Genomic DNA, 21,084 nt, shown 5'->3' with positions numbered 1-21,084 from the left:
TAGACCCAGGCCTCCGGCGAGCCGGGGCGGGGCGCCCCGGTATCCGCGCTCAGCGGCCCGGCGGCGCCGCGGCCGGCAGGGCCGGTGGCGCGCTATAGGCGACGACCTGCGCCGCCTGCCAGCGCAGATCCGCCATGGCGGAGGTCACCTCGGCCGCGGTGCAGCCGGACAGCAGCAGGACGGTGAGCATCAGGCGCAACGACATGGCCGCGGCACTCCCTCTCGCCCGGCCGCCCGCCCCTCCGGCGGACCAGACCCGGGCCGGCGTCATCCTGCACCGGGCCGGCGCCGCCGCGCTACAGCCCGACCGGCTGCCCCGCCACCACGACCGCCAGCGCCTCGGGCGCCAGCACCCGCGCCGCGACCCGCGCGAGGCGCTCGGTCGGAATGGCCCGGAGCCGCGCCGCCCGGCCGGCCAGCCAATCCACCGGCCGGCCGTTCTGCCGCAGCGTCAGCAGGGATTCCGCCACCCGCCGGCTGTCGGTGAACTGCAGCGGCAGGGAGCCGGTGAGGAAGGCGACCGCATCGGCGCGCTCCGCCTCGCTCGGCCCCTCGGCCGCCATGCGCCGCCATTCCTCGCGCGTCACAGAGAGCGTCTCGGCGACCCGGGCATTCTCGGTGGCGACCGAGCCGACGATGACGCCGCGGCGGAACATGACGTCGAGCCCGGCGCCGATGCCATAGGCGAGGCCGCGCTGCTCCCGCACCGAATGCATGAGGCGCGAGGCGAAGCCGCCGCCGGCGAGAATCCGCAGCATGACCTGCGTCGCCTCCCAGTCCGGGTCCTCGGCGGGCAGGCCCTCCTGCCCGAAGACCACGGCGGATTGCGGCGAGGCGACCGGCAGCACCTGCTGGCCGAAGGCGCGGAAGGCGGGCAGCGGCGGGACGGCGGGCGGCGCGCCGGCCGGCAGGCCGGCGAAGAGCTCGCCGAGCAGGGTCCGCAGCGCCTCCGGCGTGATGGCGCCGGCGGCGCAGACCAGCAGCCCCTCGTGCCGGAGCTGGCGGTCGAGCGCGGCGCGGATGCCCTCCGCCGTCACCGCGGCGAGGCTCTCGGCGGTGCCGTTGGTCGGCCGCCCGGCCGGGTGGTTCGGGAAGGCGGCCGCCCAGAAGGCGCGGCCGGCCTGGCCGCGCGGCGTCTCGAGCACGCGGCGGGCGCCGGCGATGGCGCGCGCCTGCACCCGCTCCACCGCATCCGTGTCGAGCCGGGGCGCCGTCATGGCGAGGCGGGCGAGCCGCACCGCCTCGGGCAGGGCATCGGCCAGCGCCCGGAAGCCGCCCTCGAAACTGTCCCGCTCGGCGCCGAAATTCAGGCTGATCGCCTCGTCGCGCAGCGCATCGCCGAACTCGACCGCGCGCAGCGGCCCGGCGCCCTCGGTCAGCAGGGCGGCGGCCATGGCAGCCGTCCCCTCCTGACCCGCCAGGTCGAGCACGGCGCCGCCGCCCCAGGACCAGGAGAGCGCGACCACCGGCACGGCATGGTCCTCGACCAGCCAGGCGGTGATGCCGCCCGCCTCGATCACCTGGATGGGCAGCGAGAAGCCGGCCGGCGCCGCCCCCGACGTGTCCCTGGGTGGCGCCTGCCGCGGGCCCTCCGCGGTCACAGCCGGCGCTCCGGCGCCGACGCGCCCTCCGGCAGCAGCCAGCCGGTGGTCCCGGGCGCGCCGCCCAGCACGGCCCGCGCCGCCTCCGTCACCTGCCCGAGCGTCACCGCCTTCAGGTGCCGCGGCCAGAACTCCACCAGCTCGAGCGGCAGGCCGGAGGCGAGCGCCGAGCCCAGCATGCGCGGCGCTGCGCCGATGCCGTCCAGCGCCAGCAGGGCGCCGGCGGTGATCTGCCGCTGCGCCCGCGTCAGCTCGGCCTCGGCCGGGCCGTCCTGCAGCAACGTCGCGACGACCTCGTCCACCGCCGCCTCGACCCGCGCCGGCTCGATGCCCGGGCGCGGCGTGGCCGAGAGGGTGAAGGCGGTCGCGCCCACCGCCTCCCCGTCGTAGGAGGCATTGGCCGAGGTGGCGAGGCCGGTCTCGACCAGGGCCTTGTGCAGCCGGCTGCCCGGGCCGCCGCCCAGCAGATGTGCCAGCGCCTCCAGCGCCCAGGCCTGCTGCCGGTCGCCCCAGGTCAGGCTCGGCGCCATGGCGGCGCGGAGGAAGCTCGCCTCCCGCACCGCCGGGTCCTGGCGGACCAGCCGCGCCTCGGCCGGCTGCGCCGGCGGCGCGGCGCGGTCGCGCGGCGTGACGGCGCGGCTCGGCACCCCGCCATAGAGCTCCTCGGCGAGGCGGCGCACCTCGGCCTCCCGCGCATCGCCGGTGACGACCAGCACGGCATTCGCCGGCGCGTAGCGGTGGCCGTAGAAACCGAGCAGGTCGTCGCGGCTGATCGCCCGGACCTCCTCCTCCCAGCCGATCAGCGGTCGGCCGCGCCAGTGCTGCGGGCCCCAGAGCGCGGCCTCGAACCCCTCCCAGAAGCGGGCGCGGGGGTTGCTGTCGGTGCGCTGGCGGCGCTCCTCCAGCACCACGGCGCGCTCGGGCTCGACCGTCTCGGGCGGGATCAGCGGGCCGGCGAAGCGGTCGGCCTCCATGCGCATGACCAGCGGCAGGCGGGAGGCCTCGACGGTCTGGTGGTAGGCGGTGACGTCGCGCGAGGTGAAGGCATTGTCCTGCCCGCCCTCCCTTGCCACCACCAGGGAGAGCTGGCCGGGCGGGACGTTCCGGCTGCCCTTGAACATCATGTGCTCGAGGAAATGCGCGGTGCCCGATTTCCCCGCCGGGTCCTCGCCGGCGCCGGCGGCGTAGAAGAGGTAGTGGCCGACCACGGGCACCCGCCGGCTCTCGGCGAAGGCGACGCGCAGCCCGTTCGGCAGGGTCCAGGTGACGGCGCCGAAGAGCGGGCGGTCGCCCGCGAGCTTCGCCTGGTCCTCGGGCGCCGGGACGACGGCGGGGGCGGCCAGGCTCTCCGGCGCGCGGCCGAGCGCGGCGGGGAGGATGGCGGCGGTGGCGATGGCGGTGCGACGGGTCACGGGCGGCATGTCCAGGCATGTAGGGGGTGCGCCGCGCGGCGCAAACCCGCCATCCGGCCCGACCCCGCCCATCCGCCCCGGGCGGCGCTCAGAAGATGCTCTCGAAGAGGCGGGTGACCGGGTTGCCGCTCTGGCTGCGCTGGATGATGGGCGTCTCGCCTTCCGTCGCCTCGCGGCCGAGGGCGGCATTCTCGCGCAGGCGCTGGCTCTCCCGCTTCGCGTCAAGGGCGATGCCCGGCGGTTCCGGCGCGCGCCAGAAGATCAGCCGGTCGGTGAGGCCGCGATCGGCCTGGTCGAGCTTCAGGCTCTCCTCGTCCACCCGGCGCCGGATGTCGGGCCCGGTGGGGCGGCCGGCCTGGGAAAGCAGGGCACTTTCGCCCGAGCTCTGCCGGCCCTGGGCGGGGGTGCCGAGCGCGGCGCCGGGGACCAGCGTGGTCTCGGCCGCGAGGCGGGCGGACATCTCCTGCGGGCGATTCGCGCCCGGCCGAGGCACCGGCAGTTCGCCGAGCGAGGGCGGCATGGAGAGCGGCGCGCGGGTGGTCACCTGGAACTCGTCCGGGGCGTCGCGGGTGAAGCCGAAGGTGCGGGCGGTGTCCGGCCCGCAGCCCGCGAGCAGGCCGAGGGCAAGCAGGCCAAGGGCGACCGGGATGGCGGCAGGCAGGGGGCGGCGCGGGCTCATGGCGGGTGATTAGACCATATCGTGGATGGCCGGAACGGGCGATCGCATGGCGGGGCCGTCATGCGGCGGAGCGGCGCGCCCCCGATGGGGGACGCGCCGGCCCGGGGGTCACCCCCCGCGCGCGGTCTTCACCGCGGCCTTCGCGGCATTGACCATCAGCCCGACCTCGTTGCTGATCGTCACCAGCTTGAAGCCCATCTGGATCATGCGGTTGGCATAGGCCGGGCTGCCGTTGTGCAGGCCCGCGGCGATCCCGCGCTTGCTGGTCTCGGTCAGCAGCTTCTCGTAGATGCCGAGGATGAAGGGGTCCTCGACATCCAGCTTGGGTTCGAGCCCGTAGGAGAAGCTGAGGTCGGAGGGCCCGACATAGATCCCGTCGATGCCGGGGACATCGAGGATCGCCTCGATGTTCTCGATCGCGGTCTTGGTCTCGATCATCGGGATGACGAGGATGTTCTCGTTCGCCGTCTTCTGGTAGCCGCCGGCCTCGCCGTACACGCCGGCGCGGATCGGGCCGTTGCTGCGCGTCCCCTGCGGCGGGTACTTGCAGTACTGGACGAGCCGCGCGGCCTCGTCGGGCGTGTTCACCATCGGGCAGATCACGCCATAGGCGCCGGCATCGAGCACCTTGCCGATGATGCCCGGCTCGTTCCAGGGCACCCGGACCATGGGGGTGACGCCGGAGGGCTGGATTCCCTGGAAACAGGCGACGCAGGAGAGGTAGTCCTGCACGCCGTGCTGCATGTCCACCGTGACGCTGTCCCAGCCGCACTGGCTGTACATCTCGGCCGAGAAGGCATTGGGGATGGCGAGCCACCCGTTCACCACGGCCTTGCCGGCCTTCCAGGCGTCCTTGACCTTGTTGGGCATGTCTCGCTTCCCCCGCTGGGTGGCTGTCGGAGCGGTGACGCTAGACCAGAAGGGCGAGGGCGGAAACCGGGGGCGGCGGGAAAGCCGCCGCGGCCGACGACGTCACCGTCGCAGGATCGTCATCGCGCCGCAAGGTGGGCGTCACCGCGCCGCAAGCCGGGACGGTGCAGCATGCGCCGCCGCCTCGAAGGACCGCGACGATGCACCTGCGCACCCTCATCATCGAACGCGACGACCCGGAGGAGCCGGGCCTCCTCATCCGCCGCTATGCCCGCATCGGGGTCTGCTGGGAGCCGACGCTCGGCGACTGGGGCTGGTTCCGCCACAATGCGCGGGGTCAGGTGCTGAGCCCCATGGTCGGGCCCTTCCCCGCCGCCGAGGCCGCCTTCGAGGACGCGCTCGCCCGGCTCGGCGGGCGGTGGGAGGAGGCGGAGGACGCGGTCAGTTGAGGCCGGCCAGCGCCAGCCGGATGCGGCGGCGGGCGAGGCCGGCGCGCAGCGCCGCGTAGAGCGGCAGGATCGCCAGCACCAGCGCCGCGGCGAAGCTGGGCGCCGCCATCGGGCTGCCCGCCAGGTCCTGCACCCAGCCGGCCAATGCCGGCAGGCCGGCATGGCCGACATAGAGCCAGGCATAGAAGACCCCCATGCCGAAGGCCCGGTCCTCCGGCCGCAGCGCCTGGGCGGGCTGCGCCATGATCACCCCGACCGGCAGGCCCATCAGCAGCCCGGCCGCGACCATGGCCGCAGCGGGCGGGCCGAGCCGGGCGGCGATGGCCGCGAGGCAGGCCGCCCAGGCCAGAACCCCGGCCGCCATCAGCAGCCCCGGCCGTCCCCAGCGCTGCGCCGCCAGGCCGCCGGCCTGGATGGAGAGCACGACCAGCCAGGTCGCGGTGCCGGTCAGCAGCGCCGCCTCTGCCGGGGCGAGGCCGGCGGCGCCGAGATAGGTGGGCGCGAAGCCGGTCATGACCGCGAAGGCGCCGTTGTAGAGGCCCCAGATCGCCCCGGCGAGGCTGACCAGCGCGGCATCCGCGGCCGGGATGCGGCCGACCGCCGCATCCGCCCCGGCGCCGTCCCGCGGGTGCTTGCGGTAGCCCAGCAGCAGGAGCAGCAGCGCCGCGAGGGCGAAGCCGGTGCTGGCGGCGAGCGCCGCCGGCCAGCCCGCGGCGGCCGAGACCCAGCCGAGGAGGACGACGGCGATCCCGATGCCGACGGGGAAGGAGTTCACGAAGACCGCCATGGCGAGCACGATCTCCCGCCCGGCGAACCAGTCCGTCACCATCTTCGACATCAGCACGTTCAGCAGCACCGCCCCGATGCCGGAGAGCAGTCGCCCGGCGGCGAGCCCGGCGAAGCCGGTGGCGAGGCTGGCGACCACCCCGCCGAGCGCCATCAGCAGCAGCCCGGCCAGCACCACCCGGCGGTCGCCGAAGCGCCGGCCGAGCGCCCCGCCCGGCAGCGCGATGACGATGCCCGGCAGGAAGTAGAGGCCGATGAGGGTGCCGAGATCGGCATAGGAGAGGCCGAGCTCGCCGACGAGCTGCGGCGAGGCGGAGGCGAGCGACTGGAACTGCACGCCGAGGCTGGTGCGGGCGGCGGTCAGCACGGCCAGGGCCTGCCAGCGTGCGTCCATGGTTGCCACTGTCTCCCGTGCATGACTGCGGTCAGGCGATGAACTGCGGATCGAAGGTCGACAGGCGATCGCGCGGCACCTGCAGCTCGGGCTTTCCGATGCCCGTCAGCCCGGTCCTGCTGCCATGGCCATTGCAACCGGTCCAGTGGCTGTCCGGCTCCTCCTCCGGGTAATGGTCGAACTCCGCGTTCGGGGCCCGTTCGGCCAGCGCCTTCACCAGGCTGTCCAGCAGGCCACTGTCGGTCAGGGCAGACCGAGGATCAGCCGGAAGGAGACGACCGGCCGCTATCGGAGCAGCGGGTCTGCCGCACCCTCCTGCGGCATATCGCCCCGCCCCGGCCGCCGCAGCGCCAGCGGCAGCGTCAGCAGGCCCAGCACCACCGCGAACCACAGCGTCGCCAGCCGCACCAGGATGGTGGCGACGATCGCCCCCGCCTCCGGCATGCCGATCAGCCGCAGCAGGCCGAGCAGGCCGAGATCCGCCGCCCCCAATCCCCCCGGCAGCAGCGAGACCGCCCCCGCCACCGCCGCCAGGCAGAAGACCAGCATCGCCTCCCCGAGCCCCGCGGGCGTGCCAAGCTCCCGCACCACCACCAGCAGCACCAGGCACTCCGCCAGCCAGCCGAGCAGGCTGAGCGCCAGCACGGGCAGCAGCACTCGCGGCCGGCCGATGGCCGGCAGGGTGGCGCAGACCTCCCGCGCCCGGGCGAAGAGGCCCGGCGCGCGCCGCACCCGCCGCTCCGTCCAGTCGAGCAGCCGCAGCAGCAGCCCGGCCTGGCTCAGCGCCCCGAGCAGCAGCAGGCAGGCGAGGGCGAGCGCGGCCGTGACCGCGATGTAGCGGCTGGTCAGCGCCGCGCCGGCCAGCGCCAGCAGGCAGATCGCCACCATGTCGAGCACCCGGTCGCCCGCCAGCAGCGGCATGCTGCGCGTATAGGGTACGCCGTGGTGCCGGTGCAGTAGCCAGAGCCGCACCACCTCCCCCAGCTTGCCCGGCGTCACCGTCAGGGCGAAGCCGCCGAAGAAGTACAGCATCTGCCGCCCGGCCGGCGCCGCCACGCCGAAGGCGCGGCCCAGCACCACCCAGCGCAGCCCGCGCAGCAGGTAGTTGCAGAAGGAGAGGGCGAGGCAGGCGAGGACCGTCGCGGGCGAGAGCAGCGCCGCCGCCGCCACGGCCTCGCTGTCCCGCGCCAGCCAGAGGGCGAGGCCGCCGGCCGCGAGGAAGAGGACCAGCATCGCCAGGGTGCGCAGCAGGGCGCGGCCGAGCCGCGGCGCGGCCTCGGCGGCCTGCGGCGCGGCCGGGCGCACGCGGGCCGGCGCGGCCCGGAGGGTTTCGGAGGAGGACATCGGCAGGGCAATCTCCCGCAGCGGCTTCGGTCGATGCCCTCCATGGCCGCCCTGGCGCGCCGGGGCTCTACACACTGGCGTCACGACCCGATGCCCGACCGCCGGATGCCACGTGGAAGCCGCCCGGCGGAGGGGGTCCGCGGGCGGCTCCGCGCCCTGGACGTGTCGGCCCGGGCGGGCGGCCGGGCGAGGGATACGCCCTCGCCACGCGGACAGGAGGCACTCCTGCGGTGCCGCGGGGATAGGGCGCCCCGCGGATCGCCTGGGCCATGGATAGCGCGGCGGCTGCGGACCGGCTGTGGCGCATGCCACAAGACCGTGCATCCTGGCCCACCGGGCCACGCAGCGAGGACGGGGCGGCGATCCGCCCGTCACGATTGATGCCGGCCGCGGCGCATCCCCCTGCCGGACGCGGCGGCAAGGGATCCGCTGCAGGGGGCGGCGCGTGGCGACATGGCCGATCCGATCACAAGGTACCGGGACGGCAGCCCTTTTCCGAACTGGAACAGTATTGCCACACCCCGTGGCCTGCCCGGTGAATAAAGTGCGTCGAACAATGGAATGCAGGGAGATCGAAAACGGGTCTGTGAAGCGCCGGTGCCGCGTTTTCCATTGTCTCACCTCGATCGAAGCGTAGCCTGCATCTTCACCCGACTGGTCATGGCGCCTCGATTCCGATGCCGGCCAGGCGGGACAAGCTCCGGGCACGCCGATGGCGGAGACCTGGGGCAGAGGGACGAGGTCAGGTTGCACGGCGGCGCGGGGCGTCGCCGCGCCCGGCATGGCCGGGCATTCGCGGGGAGGTCCCGCGCGACCCACGGGTACGCGCGGAGCAACTCGGCCGCATGGTCTCGAAGGACTTTCTCAAGGCGGGGCATCCGCCGACCCTCTTTGCGGCCTTCTTCTATTTCGACATGAGCTTCATGGTCTGGGTGATGCTGGGGCCGCTCGGCGTCCAGATCGCCCAGGACCTGCACCTGGATGCCGCGCAGCGCGGCCTGATGGTCGCGGTGCCGCTGCTCTCGGGCGCGCTGCTGCGGGTGGTGAACGGCGTGCTGGTGGACCGCATCGGGCCGCTGCGCACCGGCATGATCGGCCAGGTCGTCGTCATCCTCGGCCTGCTGGTGGCCTGGTGGTTCGGCGTGCACGGCTTCGCGGAAGTGCTGGCGCTCGGCGTGGTGCTCGGCCTCGCCGGTGCCTCCTTCGCCGTCGCGCTGCCGCTCGCCTCCCGCTGGTATCCGCCGGACATGCAGGGCATCGCGCTCGGCATCGCCGGCGCCGGCAATTCCGGCGTGGTCTTCGCCGCGCTCTTCGCCCCGGGCCTCGCCGCCGCCTATGGTTGGACCAATGTGCTGGGCCTCGCCGCCCTCCCGCTGGCCGTTGCCTTCGCCACCTACCTGCTGCTGGCGCGGGAGAGCCCGGAGCGGCCGCCGCCGAAGAGCCTCGCCGAGTACATGGCGGTGTTCCGCACCGGCGATGCCTGGTGGTTCATGTTCTTCTACGCCGTCACCTTCGGCGGCTTCTCCGGCCTCGCCTCCTCCCTGCCAATCTATTTCCACGACCAGTACGGGCTGGATCCGAAGCTCGCCGGCTATTTCGCCGCGGCCTGCGTCTTCGCGGGCTCGCTGGTGCGGCCGGTGGGCGGGACGCTCGCCGACCGCATCGGCGGCATCCGCGCGCTCTCCGTCATGTACGCCACCGCCGCCAGCGCCATCGCCATCGTCAGCTTCGGCCTGCCGCAGGCCTGGATGGCGCTCACGGTCTTCATCCTCGGCATGCTCGCCTTCGGCATGGGCAATGGCGCGGTCTTCCAGCTCGTGCCGCAGCGCTTCCGGCGGGAGATCGGCGTCATGACCGGGCTGGTCGGCATGACCGGCGGCATCGGCGGCTTCTGGCTCGCCTCCTCGCTCGGCTATTCCCGGCAGCTCACCGGCAGCTACCAGGCCGGGCTGCTGGTCTTCGCCGTGCTCGCGGCCCTCGCGCTGGTCGGGCTCTCCGGCATCAAGGCGCGCTGGCGCACCACCTGGGGCGCCGTTGCCGGCCTCGGGCGGATCTGATGCCGCCGATGGACGGCGTCCACGCCCCGACAGACCCCACCTCCGGCACCCATTGCCCCTATTGCGCCATGCAATGCGCCATGCGGCTGGAATGGCGGGACGGCCGGCCCGAGGCCGTGCCGCGCGATTTCCCGACCAGCCGCGGCGGGCTCTGCCGCAAGGGCTGGGCGGCCGGCGAGATGTTTGCCGCCGAGCGGCTGACCACGCCGCTGCTGCGCGCCCATCGCGGCGCCCCGCTGGAGCCCGCGAGCTGGGACGCGGCGCTGGAGCGCATCGTCGCCGGCATCCGTGCGGCGCGCATGGCGGGCGGGGCGCATGCGGTCGGCGTCTTCGGCGGCGGGGCGCTGACCAACGAGACGGGCTATGCCCTCGGCAAGTTCGCGCGCGTCGTCCTTAGCACCCGCTTCATCGACTACAACGGCCGCTTCTGCATGGCCTCGGCCGCCGCAGCCGGCAGCCGTGCCTTCGGCCTCGATCGCGGCCTGCCCTTCCCGCTCTCGGACATTGCGGAGGCGGAGGCGATCCTGATCGCCGGCGGCAACCCGGCCGAGACCCTGCCGGTGATGCTGCAATACCTGGAGGCGCAGCGCGCCCACGGCGGCAGGCTGATCGTCGCCGATCCGCGGCGCAGCGCGACGGCGGCCATGGCCGATCTCCACCTGCAGCTCACGCCTGGCAGCGACGCCGCGCTCGCCAACGGCATGCTGCATGTCGCGGTGCGCGACCGGCTGCTGGACGAGGGCTTCATCGCCGCGCGCACCACGGGCTTCCCCGCCGTGCGCCGCGCCGTCGCCGCCTGGTGGCCGGACCGGGTGGAGCGCGCGACCGGCGTGCCGGAGCGCCTGCTGGTCCGCGCCACGCATATGCTGGCCGAGGCGGCGACCGCCATGATCCTCTCCGGCCGCGGGCCGGAGCAGCAGGCGAACGGCGTCGCCAATGCGCTGGCCCATATCAACCTCGCCCTCGCGCTGGGGAAGGCGGGCCGGCGCGGCTGTGGCTGGGGCACGCTGACCGGCCAGGGCAACGGCCAGGGTGGGCGCGAGCACGGCCAGAAGGCCGACCAATTGCCGGGCTACCGCAGCCTCGCCGACCCTGCGCATCGCGCCGCGGTCGCCGCGGTCTGGGGCGTTCCGCCCGAGAGTCTGCCCGACCCCGGCGTCTCGGCCTGGGAGTTGCTGCAGCGCTGCGGCGCGCCGGACGGCATCCGCGCCCTGCTGGTGCATGGCTGCAACCTGCTGGTCGCGGCGCCCGACCTGACGGCGCTGCGGCGGCATCTCGCCGGGCTGGACCTGCTGGTGGTGGCCGATCCCTTCCTCTCCGAGACCGCCGAACTCGCCGACGTGGTCCTGCCCGTCGCGCATTGGGCGGAGGAGGCGGGGACGCTGACCAATCTCGAGGGCCGGCTGCTGCTGCGCGAGCGGCAGGCCGCGCCGCCGCCCGGGGTGCGGACGGACCTCGAGATCCTCGCCGCCATCGCCGCGCGGCTCGGCCGCGGCAGCCTGGTGCCCGCCACTCCCCGCGCCGCCTTCGAGGAGTTGCGCCGCGCCAGCGCCGGCGGGCCCGCCGATTATGCCGGCATCACCTGGGAGAGGATCAAGGCCGAGCAGGGCGTCTTCTGGCCCTGCCCCGCGCCCGACCATCCCGGCACGCCCCGCCCCTTCGAGGATCGCTTCGCCACGCCCGACGGCCGCGCCCGCTTCCATGTCGCGGAGCACCGGCCGCCGGCCGAGGAGGCCTCGGCCGACTACCCCATGATCCTCACCACCGGCCGGGTGCTGGCGCATTACAACTCCGGCACCCAGACCCGCCGCACCGCCTCCCTGGCCGAGGCCGATCCGGCGCCCTTCGTCGAGATCAACGGCCAGGCCGCCCGCAGCCTCGGGATCGCGGAGGGCGATGCGGTGCGCCTGGCGACGCGGCGCGGCACGGCGGTGCTGCGCGCGCGCCTCGTCCCCACGCTCCGCCTCGATACCGTCTTCGTGCCCTTCCACTGGGGCGGGCGGGGCGCGGCGAACCTGCTGACCAATCCTGTCCTCGACCCGGTTTCGCGCATCCCCGCGTTCAAGGCCTGCGCCGTCCGCGTCGAGCGCGTGACCCCCGCCGAAGGAGACGACACGGCATGACCATGGAATCGACCCCGCGCTTCCTCAATGGCGTCTTCCGCTTCGAGGGACGCGGCTTGGCGGCGCCGGCGCTGCTGGACACCTCCCTCCGCTACACCGTGCCAGCCGACAGGCGGGCGCAACTGATCTACCTGCGCGCCGGCAACTCCGCCGACGGGCTGGTGAACCTGGTGCTGATGCGCGCGGGCAGGCCGATGCGCATGTTCCCGGTAGGAGCACGCGGCGCGATTCACGTCCCGCTCGCGGTGGTGGAGGACATCTTCCCCGAGACGGTGCTGGAACTCCACATCGCCGCCCCGCCGGGCATCGCCGGCGAGGTCGTGGTCGATCTCGGCCTGATGGAAATCTGAGGGGGAGGCGCGGCGCATGGCAAAGCGGCAACTGGTCGTCATCGGCAATGGCATGGCCGGCGCGCGGGCGGTGGAGGAGGTGCTGGCCCGCGGCGGCGCCGACATGTTCGACATCACCATGTTCGGCGAGGAGCCCTACGGCAATTACAACCGCATCCTGCTGTCGAACATCCTGAGCGGCATCCAGGACAGCAGCGAGATCTTCCTCAACCCGCTCGACTGGTATGCGGAGAACGGCATCATCCTGCATGCCGGATCGCCGGTCGTCGAGATCGACCGCTATGCCAAGGTGGTGCGGGCGGCGAACGGCAGGCGGGCCTCCTACGACGTGCTGCTGATCGCCACCGGCAGCCGTGCCTTCATCCCGCCCATCCCCGGCATCTTCCTCGGCGAGCGGCAGCTCAAGCCCGGCGTCTTCGGCTTCCGCACCATCGACGATTGCGAGGGCATCGCCGCGGCCGCCGGCCGCGACCGCAAGGCGGCGGTGATCGGCGGCGGGCTGCTCGGGCTCGAGGCCGCGCGCGGCCTGCTGCACCATGGCTGCGAGGTGCATGTCATCCACCTGGCCAGTCACCTGATGGAGCAGCAGCTCGACGCCCAGGGCGGCGCCATCCTGAAGAAGACCATGGAGGGCATGGGCATCACCGTCCATGTCGGCAAGTCCACCGCCCAGGTGCTGGGCGAGGAGCGCGTCACCGGCCTCGCCTTCAAGGACGGCAGCACGCTCGACTGCGAGATCGTAGTGGTCGCCGCCGGCATCCGGCCGAATGCCGAGATCGGGCTGCGCGCCGGGCTGACGGTGGAGCGCGCCATCGTGGTGGACAACCACATGCGCGCAGTGGACGACATGCACATCTATGTCGTCGGCGAATGCGCCCAGCATCGCGGCCGGGTCTATGGCCTGGTCGCGCCGCTCTGGGACCAGGCGAAGGTCTTCGCCGAGCATGTGACGGAGGCCAACCGCGACGCCGCCTATCACGGCTCGAAGCTCGCCACCAAGCTGAAGGTGATGGGCGTCGAGCTCGCCTCCATGGGCGTGACCGAGCCGTCCGAGGAGCGCGACGAGATCATCCAGTTCAGCGAGCCCGCGCGCGGCACCTACAAGAAGCTGATCGTGCGCGACGGGCGGCTGATCGGCGGCATCCTGATGGGCGACATCAGCAAGGCCGCCTATCTCATGCAGGCCTTCGACCGCGACAGCCCGCTGCCGGAGGAGCGGCTCTCCCTGCTCTTCGACCTCGGCGCGCCGCCGCAGAAGGTGACGCTGGACGAGATGCCGGCCGAGGCGCAGGTCTGCAACTGCAACGGCGTCAGCAAGGCGGCCATCGGGCAATGCGTCGCGGGCGGGCAGCGCAGCCTCGCCGCCGTCATGAATGCGACGCGGGCGGGCAAGGGCTGCGGCTCCTGCAAGGGGCTCGTCTCCGACCTCGTCGCCTGGTTCGCGGGCGGGGAGGTGGAGGAGGATCCCTCCGTCCATTGGTACGTGCCGACCATCCCGCTGCGCAAGCCCGAGCTGATCGAGGCGATCCGCGCACAGGGGCTGAAATCGGTCTCCGCCGTCTTCCGCGCGCTCGGCGGCGGGCTCGAGGATGCCGGCTCGAAGCCGGCGCTGGCCTCGCTCCTCGCCGTGGTGTGGAAGGGCGAATACCTCCCCGAGCCCGACGCGCGCTTCATCAACGAGCGCATCCACGCCAATATCCAGAAGGACGGCACCTTCTCCGTCGTGCCGCCCATGCCGGGCGGTGCGACGACGCCGGCCGAGCTGCGCCGCATCGCCGAGGTCGCGGAGCGCTTCAAGGTCCCGCTGGTGAAGGTGACGGGCGGGCAGCGCATCGACCTGCTCGGCGTGCGGAAGGAGGACCTGCCGGCGGTCTGGGCGGCGCTCGGCACCGTCTCCGGCCACGCCTACGGCAAGACCTACCGGACGTGCAAGGCCTGCGTCGGGACGGATTTCTGCCGCTTCGGCCTCGGCGACAGCATGGCGCTGGCGCAGAAGGTCGAGGACCGCTTCAAGGGCATCGACAGCCCGCACAAGATGAAGCTGGCGACCGCGGGCTGCCCGCGCAACTGCTCCGAGGCGCTGATCAAGGATGTCGGCTTCGTCGCGGTCGGCGACGGCAAATGGGAGATCTATGTCGGCGGCGCCGGCGGCTCGCATGTCCGCAAGGGCGACCTGCTCTGCACCGTCGCCTCGCAGGAGGAGGCGATCCTGATCGGCGGCCGCTTCATGCAGTACTACCGCGAGGAGGCGAAGTACAAGGAGCGCACCTATACCTGGATCGAGCGCATCGGCATCGAGCGCGTCCGCGCCGTGGTGGTGGAGGACAGCGAGGGCATCGGCGCAAGGCTGGATGCGGCGATGCAGGAGTCGGTCGACGCCTATCTCGATCCCTGGGGCGCGCTGATCGAGGCGGAGGAGGCGACGCGCTTCGCCTCCCTCATCCCGGCAGGAGAGTGAGCATGCAGGCAGAGCGCATCCTCGGCCGCCTGGCGGATATCCCGCCGGGCGAGGGCCGGACCTTCGAGCTGGATGGCGAGCGCATTGCCGTCTTCCACACCCGCGCCGGCGCGGTCTTCGCCACCTCGGCCGCCTGCCCGCACAAGGGCGGGCCGCTGGCCGATGGGCTGATCGGCGGCACGACCGTGATCTGCCCGCTGCACGAAAGGGTCTACGACCTGGCGACCGGGCGCGAACTGACGGGCAGTTGCGACATCCGGACCTATCCCGTGCGGCTGCGGGAGGACGGGACGGTGCTGCTCGCCGTGACGGACGCGGCGCTGGCGGGCTGAGCCTCCGGGCGGCGTTCCGGCCGATCCTCGGGCGACGCGTCCGGCGCGCCGCGGCCGGCAGCGTCATCCCGGATGGCGGCGGATGTCCCGGGACATCGCCTGGCCGCGGCTGCGGGCGACCGCCATACCCTATCAACATGCGTGCATTCCTCCAATGGACGATTGTCTTCGCCATATTCCGACCTTAAAACTACACGGCTTGTGGTATTCATGCCGCAAGCCGGCCCTACCGGCGCCTGTTTCCCGCGTTCACCGCGCGGCATCGGCCCTGGCCGGCGCGGCGGAAGGAGAGGCGGATGAGCGAGGCGGCGCTTGCAACGGGAGGGGCGGAGGCCGCGGCGGCGCGCCGCCCCCTGCTGACGGAGGACTGGCTGGCCGCGCTGCTCGGCCTGCTGGTCTTCGCCATGGCCCTGGCCGGCCTGACCGGGCCCGACCTGCTGGGCTGGGTGGTGACGACGAGCCTCTGGACCGATCCGGCCGGCGCCCTCGCCCCGGTCAACAAGGCCTATGCCTGGCTCGGCGGGGCGGGCGCACTGCTGGCGACCTGGGCGGCGCTGCTGGTCGTGCTCGGCGCCGGCGTCGCGGCGCTCGGCGGCCATGCCGGGCGCTTCGCCCTCGCCTTCACCCTGGTCTTCGCCCTTGCCTACGGTGCCTGGTTCCTCGGCAGCAACGCCCATGTCGCCGCCGTCACCCCGGCCGAGTTCGCGCGCTTCGGCATCGGCTGGTCGCTGCGGCTGACCAATGAGGGCGGCTTCATCCTGGCGCTGGCCGCCGGCCTCGTCATCGCCAATGTCTTCCCGCGGCTGGCGGCCTGGCTGCAGGAGGCGATCCGGCCCGAGCTCTTCATCAAGATCGCCATCGTCATCCTGGGCGGCTTCCTCGCAGTGACCGTCGCGGGGCGGCTGAACTTCGCCTCCGCCATCCTGCTGCGCGGCGTCGCCGCCATCATCGAGGCCTACCTGATCTACTGGGCCGTCGTGTACTACGTCGCCCGGCGCTGGTTCGGCTTCACCCGCGAATACGCGGTGCCGCTCGCCTCCGGCATCTCCATCTGCGGCGTGGCGGCGGCGATCGCCACGGGCGGGGCGATCCGGGCGCGGCCGATGGTGCCCGTCCTCGTCTCCTCCCTCGTCGTCGTCTTCGCGGTCGTCGAGGTGCTGATCCTCCCCTTCCTCGCCCAGGCCTTCCTCTCGCATGAGCCGCTGGTGGCCGCGGCCTGGATGGGCCTCGCGGTCAAGACCGACGGCGCCGCGGTCGCGGCCGGCGGCATCACGGAGGCGCTGCTGCTGGCGCGCAACGCCGCCGAAGGCGTGCGCTACGAGCCGGGCTGGATCCTCGGCACCACGGCGGCGGTGAAGATCTTCATCGATGTCTTCATCGGCGTCTGGGCCTTCATCCTCGCCTATATCTGGACCAACCACATCAACAAGGTCCCGGGCGAGCGGGCGCGGCCCATCGAGATCTGGCAGCGCTTCCCGAAATTCATCCTGGGCTTCCTCCTCACCTTCGCCATCGGCCTGGCGCTGGCCTTCGGCCTCGACCCCGCGCTGAAGCCGCGGCTCGCGGCGAGCATCGCCGAGGCCAATACCTTCCGCGTCCTCTTCTTCATCCTGACCTTCTTCTCGATCGGGGTGCTTTCGGATTTCCGGAAGCTCTGGGCGGCGGGCATCGGCCGGCTGGCGGCGGTCTATGTCGTCTGCCTCTTCGGCTTCGTGATCTGGGTGGGGCTGCTGATCTCCTGGCTCTTCTTCGGCGGCGTCACCCCGCCGCTGGCGGCCTGACCGGAGGGCATGGACATGTCGGACAAGGACCTGCGCGAGGGGTTGGCGCACGAGCCGCTGCTGCCGATCGAGAAGAAGCTGATCGGCTGGAGCCTCGGTATCGGCATCGGGCTGCTGGCGGTGCTGGCCGTGGTCAGCCGGCTCTTCCCGGTCGGCTGACGCGGCTTGCCCCGGGCGGTCCCGCATCCCAGCTTGACGGGCGGGAGGATCGCCCGATGGAGCAGACGGTCACGGCGGACCATGCGGCGGGCATCATCGCCGCCCGGCCGGGGCCGGCGCCGGAGCCCGGCGCGCGCTGGCCGCTGCCGCCGGGCCAGTATCCGCTCGGCCTGGGCGGCGGCCGGGATGGCCTGCTGCGCGTGCCGGCGGCGGCCGCGCCGGGCCCGCTGCCGCTGATCGTCATGCTGCACGGCGCGACCGGCGATGCCGCCCGTGCGCTCCGCCGCATCGCCCCCATCGCCGATGCCGCCCTGGTCGTGCTGCCGGACAGCCTCGGGCGAAGCTGGGACATCCTGGACGCGGGCTACGGCCCCGACGTCGCGCGGATCGACGCGGCGCTGGCGCGCGTCTTCGCCGCCTGGCCGGTGGACCCGAGGCGCGTCGCCATCGCCGGCTTCTCCGACGGCGCCTCCTATGCGCTCTCGCTCGCCCTGATGAACCGCGACCTCTTCACGCATGCCCTCGCCTTCTCGCCCGGCTTCGTCGCGCCCACGCGGCTGGAGGGGCGGCCGCGGCTCTTCCTCAGCCACGGCACGCGGGACCGGGTGCTGAACATCGATGTCTGCAGCCGCCGCTTGGTGCCGAAGCTGCGGCAGTCCGGCTACCCGCTGATCTACCGGGAGTTCGAGGGCGGGCACGAGGTGCCGGAAGACATCGCCGTCACCGCGCTGGCCTTCCTGATGGCGAACTGACGGACGCAGCGCGCCCGGTTGAGCGCCCGCCCCGCGAATGCGACCATCCCTCCAACCCAATGGAGGAGGAAACGCCCATGACCGGCATCGCCGAGGACCTGAAGGGAAAGGTCGCCATCGTCACCGGCGCCGGCTCCCGCCCCGGGGAGGGCGTGGGCAATGGCCGCGCCGCCGCCATCCTGCTGGCCCGCGCCGGCGCCCGCGTGGTCTGCGCCGACAGCATGGTGGACTGGGCCGAGGAGACGCGGCGCATGATTGAGGCCGAGGGCGGCGAGGCGATCGTCGTCGAAGGCGACGTCACGAAGCCCGCGGACTGCCGGCGCATCGTCGAGGCCGCGACCAGCCGTTGGGGAAGGCTGGACGCGCTGGTGAACAATGTCGGCATCGGCGGCCCCAAGGGCACCGCCGAGGATGTGGACCCGGAGGAATGGGCGCAGGGCCTGCTGGTGAACGTCACCTCCATGATGCTGATGGCGAAATACGCCGTGCCGGCCATGCGCGCCGCGGGCGGCGGCGCCATCGTCAATATCGGCTCGGTCGCCGGGTTGCGGGGCGGACATCCTTCGCTGCTCTACCCCACCAGCAAGGGCGCGGTGGTGAACATGACCCGCGCCATGGCGGTGCACCACGCCAAGGACCGCATCCGGGTGAACTGCATCTGCCCCGGCATGGTCTATACGCCCATGGTGCAGCAGGGCGGCATGTCGGCGGAGAAGCGGGAGGCGCGGCGCCGGCGCAGCATCCTGCAGGTGGAGGGCAGCGGCTGGGATGTCGGCGCGGCGGTGGCCTTCCTCTGCGGCGGCAACAGCCGCTGGATGACCGGCGCGATCGTGCCGGTGGATGCCGGGGCGACGGCGATCGCAGCCTTGCCGGAGGGGGTGCAGTAGCCGGCAGCCGGCGCTTCAGCCATCCCGGGGCGCTGCCCCGGACCCCGCGAAGGGGGCGAAGTCCCCCTTCGAGACCCCCCTTCTCTATCCCCGCGCGTCCTCGTGGATCAGGTCCGCCGCCTTCTCGGCGACGCTCAGGACCGTCGCGTTGATGTTGCAGACCGGGATGTCGGGGAAGACCGAGGCATCCACCACCCGCAGCCCGGCGACCCCGCGCAGCCGCAGCCGCGCATCCAGCGGCGCGAGCGGGTCGCCGCCCATCCGCACGGTGCCGCAGGGGTGGTAGACCGTCCCGCCGGTCTCGCGGGCGAAGTCGAGCAGGTCCGCATCCGTCTCGGCCCGCGGGCCCGGCCGCGTCTCCCCGGTCACGATCCCGGCCAGCGGCGCCGCCGAGAGCCAGCGCCGCGCCAGCCGCAGGCCGCGCAGCACGCAGGTCCGGTCGCCCTCCGTCGCCAGGTAGCGCGGCGCGATGCGCGGCGCCGCAGCGGGGTCGGGCGAGGCCAGCGTGACCGTCCCGCGGCTCTCCGGCCGGCACTGCCAGACGCCCAGCGTCAGGCCCGGCTGCGCCTCGGGCAGGCCGATCCGCAGGGACGGCCAGCGCCCGCTGCCCGCCTCCTCCGCCCAGGAGACCGGCCCGCCATTGATCTGGATGTCCGGCGCCTCCAGCCCAGGCGCGGTGCGGGCGAAGAGGCTGAACATGCCCGGCGACCAGGTCAGCACGCCGTCGCCGCGCGCCGCCCAGCGCAGCACCTCCAGCGGCAGGCGCCAGCCGGCGATGCGCCGGTTGGCCGACCAGCGATGCTCCGCCAGGCGGTAGCCCAGGCGGACGATGTAGTGGTCCTGCAGGTTCGCCCCGATCCCCGGCATGTCCCGCAGCACCGGGAGGCCGAGCGCGGCGAGGTGCCCGCCGGGCCCGATCCCCGAGAGCATGAGCAGTTGCGGCGACCCGATGGCGCCCGCGCTCAGCACCACCTCCCGCCGCGCCCGCACCACCTCCTCCGCCCCGCCGCGGCGGATGGCGACGCCGGCGGCGCGGCCCTCCTCCACGATGATCCGCAAGGCCAGCGCATGGTCGATCACCCGCAGGTTCGGCCGCCGCATCGAAGGCACCAGATAGGCGCGCGCCGCGCTGACCCGGCGGCGCCCCTGGCGGGTCTGCTGGAAGGTGGAAAAACCCTCGCGCTCCGGCCCGTTCATGTCGGCCTGCACGGGCAGGCCGATCGCCCGCACCGCCTCGGCCAGCTTCGCCACCACCGGCGGCACCTCGGCCAGGTGCTCCACCGGTTGCGGCCCGCCGGTGCCGCGCCCTTCGCCGCCCGCTGCGAACGACTCATGCTTCCGGAAGTAGGGCAGCAGATCGTCCCAGCCCCAACCCGTACAACCCTTCTGCGCCCAGAGGTCGTAGTCGCTGGGATGCCCCCGCACATGGCCGAGGCCGTTGATCGAGGAACTGCCGCCCCAGACCCGCCCGCGCGGATAGTCCAGCGCCCGGTTGCCCGTGCCGGCATCCGGCTCCGTCCGGTAGCCCCAGGTCAGGCGCGGATGGGTCAGGATCTTCGCATAGCCGGCCGGGATGTGGATCCAGGGATGCCGGTCCGGCCCGCCCGCCTCGATGAGCGCGACGGTCGCGCCGCCCTCCGACAGGCGGCTCGCCAGCACGCAGCCGGCGCTGCCGCCGCCCACCACGACGTAGTCGAACTCGCTCATGCCGGCGGCGGCTCCAGGTTGGCCGGCGCCACGTCCCGCGCGATGGCCAGGATCAGCCGGCGCAGCCAGGCATGGCCGGCATCGGCCTCGAAGCGCCGGTGGAAGATCAGCGACAGCCGCGTGTGCTTCGTCTCGATGGGCGGCTCGCGCAGCACCAGCCGGTGCACCAGCGCAAGCTGCGAGGCGAGGCGGGAGGACAGCGTGATCACCATGTCGGTCCGCTGCAGGATCTCCGGCACCGCCGAGAGATGCGCGACCACCGCGCCGAGCCGGCGCGGATGCCCTGCCTCCCGCAGCACCGCATCCAGCGCGCCGTCGCGCGAGCCGTTCGGCGAGTGCAGGACATGCGGCACGCTGACGAAACGCTCGAGCGTGAGATCGCCCGTCGCCAGCGGATGGCCCGGCCGCATCAGGGTGCAGAAGGCCTCCGGCAGCAGGCGCAGCCGCGTGTAGAGCGCCGGCGGCTCCGGCAGCACGCCGACCGCGAGGCTGGCCTGGCCGCTCTCGAGCAGCGATTCCCAGTTCACCCGGTCGGCATGGGCGATGGCGAGCAGGCAGCCCGGCGCCTCCCGCGCCATGGTCTGCAGCAGCGGCGGAGCCAGCACGGCCTCGGCATACTCCGAAAAACCCACGGCGAAGACGCGCTCGGCGGTCGCGGGGTCGAAGGGCGCGCGGGCGGCCAGCGTGTCCTGCAGCCGGTCCAGCGCCTCGGCGATCGGCCCGGCCAGGCTCTGCGCCAGCTCGGTCGGCTCGACGCCGCCGGGGCGGCGGAGGAAGAGCTCGTCGCCCAGCGCCGCGCGCAGCCGCGACAGCGCGTTGGACACGGCGGGCTGCGAGAGGTGCAGCCTCTCCGCCGCCCGGGTCACGTGCCGCTCCCGCGCCACCGCGTCGAAGACGCGCAGCAGGTTCAGGTCCAGGTTGCCCAGCTCGGCCATTCGCCCGC

20 protein-coding genes are annotated in these 21,084 nt (G+C 73.4%); 10 read left to right on the top strand and 10 right to left on the bottom strand.

Going from position 1 to position 21,084, the window contains the following annotated elements; genetic code table 11:
- Positions 1-49 precede the first annotated feature (49 nt).
- The 5 genes from Q7A36_RS30205 to Q7A36_RS30185 all read right to left on the bottom strand — a co-directional run bounded on the left by Q7A36_RS30205 (position 50) and on the right by Q7A36_RS30185 (position 4,562).
- Entirely contained in the window at positions 50-205 is a 156-nt protein-coding gene (locus tag Q7A36_RS30205) for a hypothetical protein (protein ID WP_305107504.1), read from the bottom strand.
- Positions 206-296: 91 nt separating this feature from the next.
- Positions 297-1,601 (bottom strand): M16 family metallopeptidase, encoded by a 1,305-nt coding sequence (locus tag Q7A36_RS30200; protein WP_305107503.1) that lies wholly within the window; start codon positions 1,599-1,601, stop codon positions 297-299.
- On the bottom strand, positions 1,598-3,022 hold the full coding sequence (locus Q7A36_RS30195; RefSeq protein WP_305107502.1) for a M16 family metallopeptidase: 1,425 nt from the start codon (positions 3,020-3,022) through the stop codon (positions 1,598-1,600). Before Q7A36_RS30195 ends, Q7A36_RS30200 begins: the two co-directional genes overlap by 4 nt.
- A gap of 79 nt (positions 3,023-3,101) precedes the next feature.
- The gene (locus Q7A36_RS30190; protein WP_305107501.1) at positions 3,102-3,692 is read right to left on the bottom strand and encodes a DUF3035 domain-containing protein; all 591 of its coding nucleotides are present in this window, start codon (positions 3,690-3,692) and stop codon (positions 3,102-3,104) included.
- Positions 3,693-3,800: 108 nt separating this feature from the next.
- Positions 3,801-4,562, bottom strand: coding sequence for an HpcH/HpaI aldolase family protein (locus Q7A36_RS30185; RefSeq protein WP_305107500.1), 762 nt, complete (start codon positions 4,560-4,562; stop codon positions 3,801-3,803).
- A 200-nt stretch (positions 4,563-4,762) separates the two neighbouring features.
- On the opposite strand from Q7A36_RS30185, the gene Q7A36_RS30180 reads away from it, so the two are divergent.
- The gene (locus Q7A36_RS30180) at positions 4,763-5,011 is read left to right on the top strand and encodes a hypothetical protein (protein WP_305107499.1); all 249 of its coding nucleotides are present in this window, start codon (positions 4,763-4,765) and stop codon (positions 5,009-5,011) included.
- On the opposite strand, the gene Q7A36_RS30175 is transcribed toward Q7A36_RS30180, so the two are convergent.
- The 3 genes from Q7A36_RS30175 to Q7A36_RS30165 form a co-directional block, all read right to left on the bottom strand.
- Complete coding sequence (locus tag Q7A36_RS30175; protein ID WP_305107498.1) at positions 5,004-6,191, bottom strand: MFS transporter; 1,188 nt, start codon at positions 6,189-6,191, stop codon at positions 5,004-5,006. The two genes, Q7A36_RS30180 and Q7A36_RS30175, sit on opposite strands and share 8 nt — an antisense overlap.
- 31 nt (positions 6,192-6,222) lie before the next feature.
- A complete protein-coding gene (locus Q7A36_RS30170; RefSeq protein WP_305107497.1) occupies positions 6,223-6,408 on the bottom strand; it encodes a transposase in 186 nt (61 codons plus the stop codon).
- A gap of 68 nt (positions 6,409-6,476) precedes the next feature.
- Positions 6,477-7,535 carry a lysylphosphatidylglycerol synthase transmembrane domain-containing protein gene (locus tag Q7A36_RS30165; protein WP_305107496.1) on the bottom strand — a complete coding sequence of 353 codons (1,059 nt, stop codon included), beginning with the start codon at positions 7,533-7,535 and terminating at the stop codon, positions 6,477-6,479.
- An 845-nt stretch (positions 7,536-8,380) separates the two neighbouring features.
- On the opposite strand from Q7A36_RS30165, the gene Q7A36_RS30160 reads away from it, so the two are divergent.
- The 9 genes from Q7A36_RS30160 to Q7A36_RS30120 all read left to right on the top strand — a co-directional run bounded on the left by Q7A36_RS30160 (position 8,381) and on the right by Q7A36_RS30120 (position 18,434).
- Positions 8,381-9,592 carry a nitrate/nitrite transporter gene (locus Q7A36_RS30160; RefSeq protein WP_305107495.1) on the top strand — a complete coding sequence of 404 codons (1,212 nt, stop codon included), beginning with the start codon at positions 8,381-8,383 and terminating at the stop codon, positions 9,590-9,592.
- A complete protein-coding gene (locus Q7A36_RS30155) occupies positions 9,592-11,715 on the top strand; it encodes a molybdopterin oxidoreductase family protein (protein ID WP_305107494.1) in 2,124 nt (707 codons plus the stop codon). The genes Q7A36_RS30160 and Q7A36_RS30155 overlap by 1 nt, the downstream gene beginning before the upstream one ends.
- The gene (locus tag Q7A36_RS30150) at positions 11,712-12,065 is read left to right on the top strand and encodes a hypothetical protein (RefSeq protein WP_305107493.1); all 354 of its coding nucleotides are present in this window, start codon (positions 11,712-11,714) and stop codon (positions 12,063-12,065) included. Before Q7A36_RS30155 ends, Q7A36_RS30150 begins: the two co-directional genes overlap by 4 nt.
- Before the next feature lie 16 nt (positions 12,066-12,081).
- Complete coding sequence (gene nirB, locus Q7A36_RS30145; protein ID WP_305107492.1) at positions 12,082-14,523, top strand: nitrite reductase large subunit NirB; 2,442 nt, start codon at positions 12,082-12,084, stop codon at positions 14,521-14,523.
- A gap of 2 nt (positions 14,524-14,525) precedes the next feature.
- Positions 14,526-14,855, top strand: coding sequence for a Rieske (2Fe-2S) protein (locus Q7A36_RS30140; RefSeq protein WP_305107491.1), 330 nt, complete (start codon positions 14,526-14,528; stop codon positions 14,853-14,855).
- A gap of 296 nt (positions 14,856-15,151) precedes the next feature.
- Positions 15,152-16,636 (top strand): putative sulfate exporter family transporter, encoded by a 1,485-nt coding sequence (locus Q7A36_RS30135; RefSeq protein ID WP_305107490.1) that lies wholly within the window; start codon positions 15,152-15,154, stop codon positions 16,634-16,636.
- Between the two features lie 15 nt (positions 16,637-16,651).
- Positions 16,652-16,795, top strand: coding sequence for a hypothetical protein (locus tag Q7A36_RS30130; RefSeq protein ID WP_305107489.1), 144 nt, complete (start codon positions 16,652-16,654; stop codon positions 16,793-16,795).
- Positions 16,796-16,851: 56 nt separating this feature from the next.
- A complete protein-coding gene (locus Q7A36_RS30125; RefSeq protein WP_305107488.1) occupies positions 16,852-17,547 on the top strand; it encodes an alpha/beta hydrolase in 696 nt (231 codons plus the stop codon).
- 77 nt (positions 17,548-17,624) lie between these two features.
- Positions 17,625-18,434: an SDR family NAD(P)-dependent oxidoreductase gene (locus Q7A36_RS30120; protein WP_305107487.1), complete on the top strand. Its 810-nt coding sequence runs from the start codon at positions 17,625-17,627 to the stop codon at positions 18,432-18,434.
- Positions 18,435-18,518: 84 nt separating this feature from the next.
- On the opposite strand, the gene Q7A36_RS30115 is transcribed toward Q7A36_RS30120, so the two are convergent.
- Together Q7A36_RS30115 and Q7A36_RS30110 are read right to left on the bottom strand one after the other, a co-directional pair.
- Entirely contained in the window at positions 18,519-20,141 is a 1,623-nt protein-coding gene (locus Q7A36_RS30115) for a GMC family oxidoreductase (RefSeq protein ID WP_305107486.1), read from the bottom strand.
- On the bottom strand, positions 20,138-21,076 hold the full coding sequence (locus Q7A36_RS30110) for a LysR family transcriptional regulator (protein WP_305107485.1): 939 nt from the start codon (positions 21,074-21,076) through the stop codon (positions 20,138-20,140). The genes Q7A36_RS30115 and Q7A36_RS30110 overlap by 4 nt, the downstream gene beginning before the upstream one ends.
- Positions 21,077-21,084 lie beyond the last annotated feature (8 nt).

This window comes from Paracraurococcus lichenis (assembly GCF_030657435.1).
Taxonomy (GTDB): domain Bacteria; phylum Pseudomonadota; class Alphaproteobacteria; order Acetobacterales; family Acetobacteraceae; genus Paracraurococcus; species Paracraurococcus lichenis.
The sequence above is the reverse complement of the archived record's forward strand: the minus strand, read 5'-3'. Positions and strand labels throughout refer to the sequence as shown.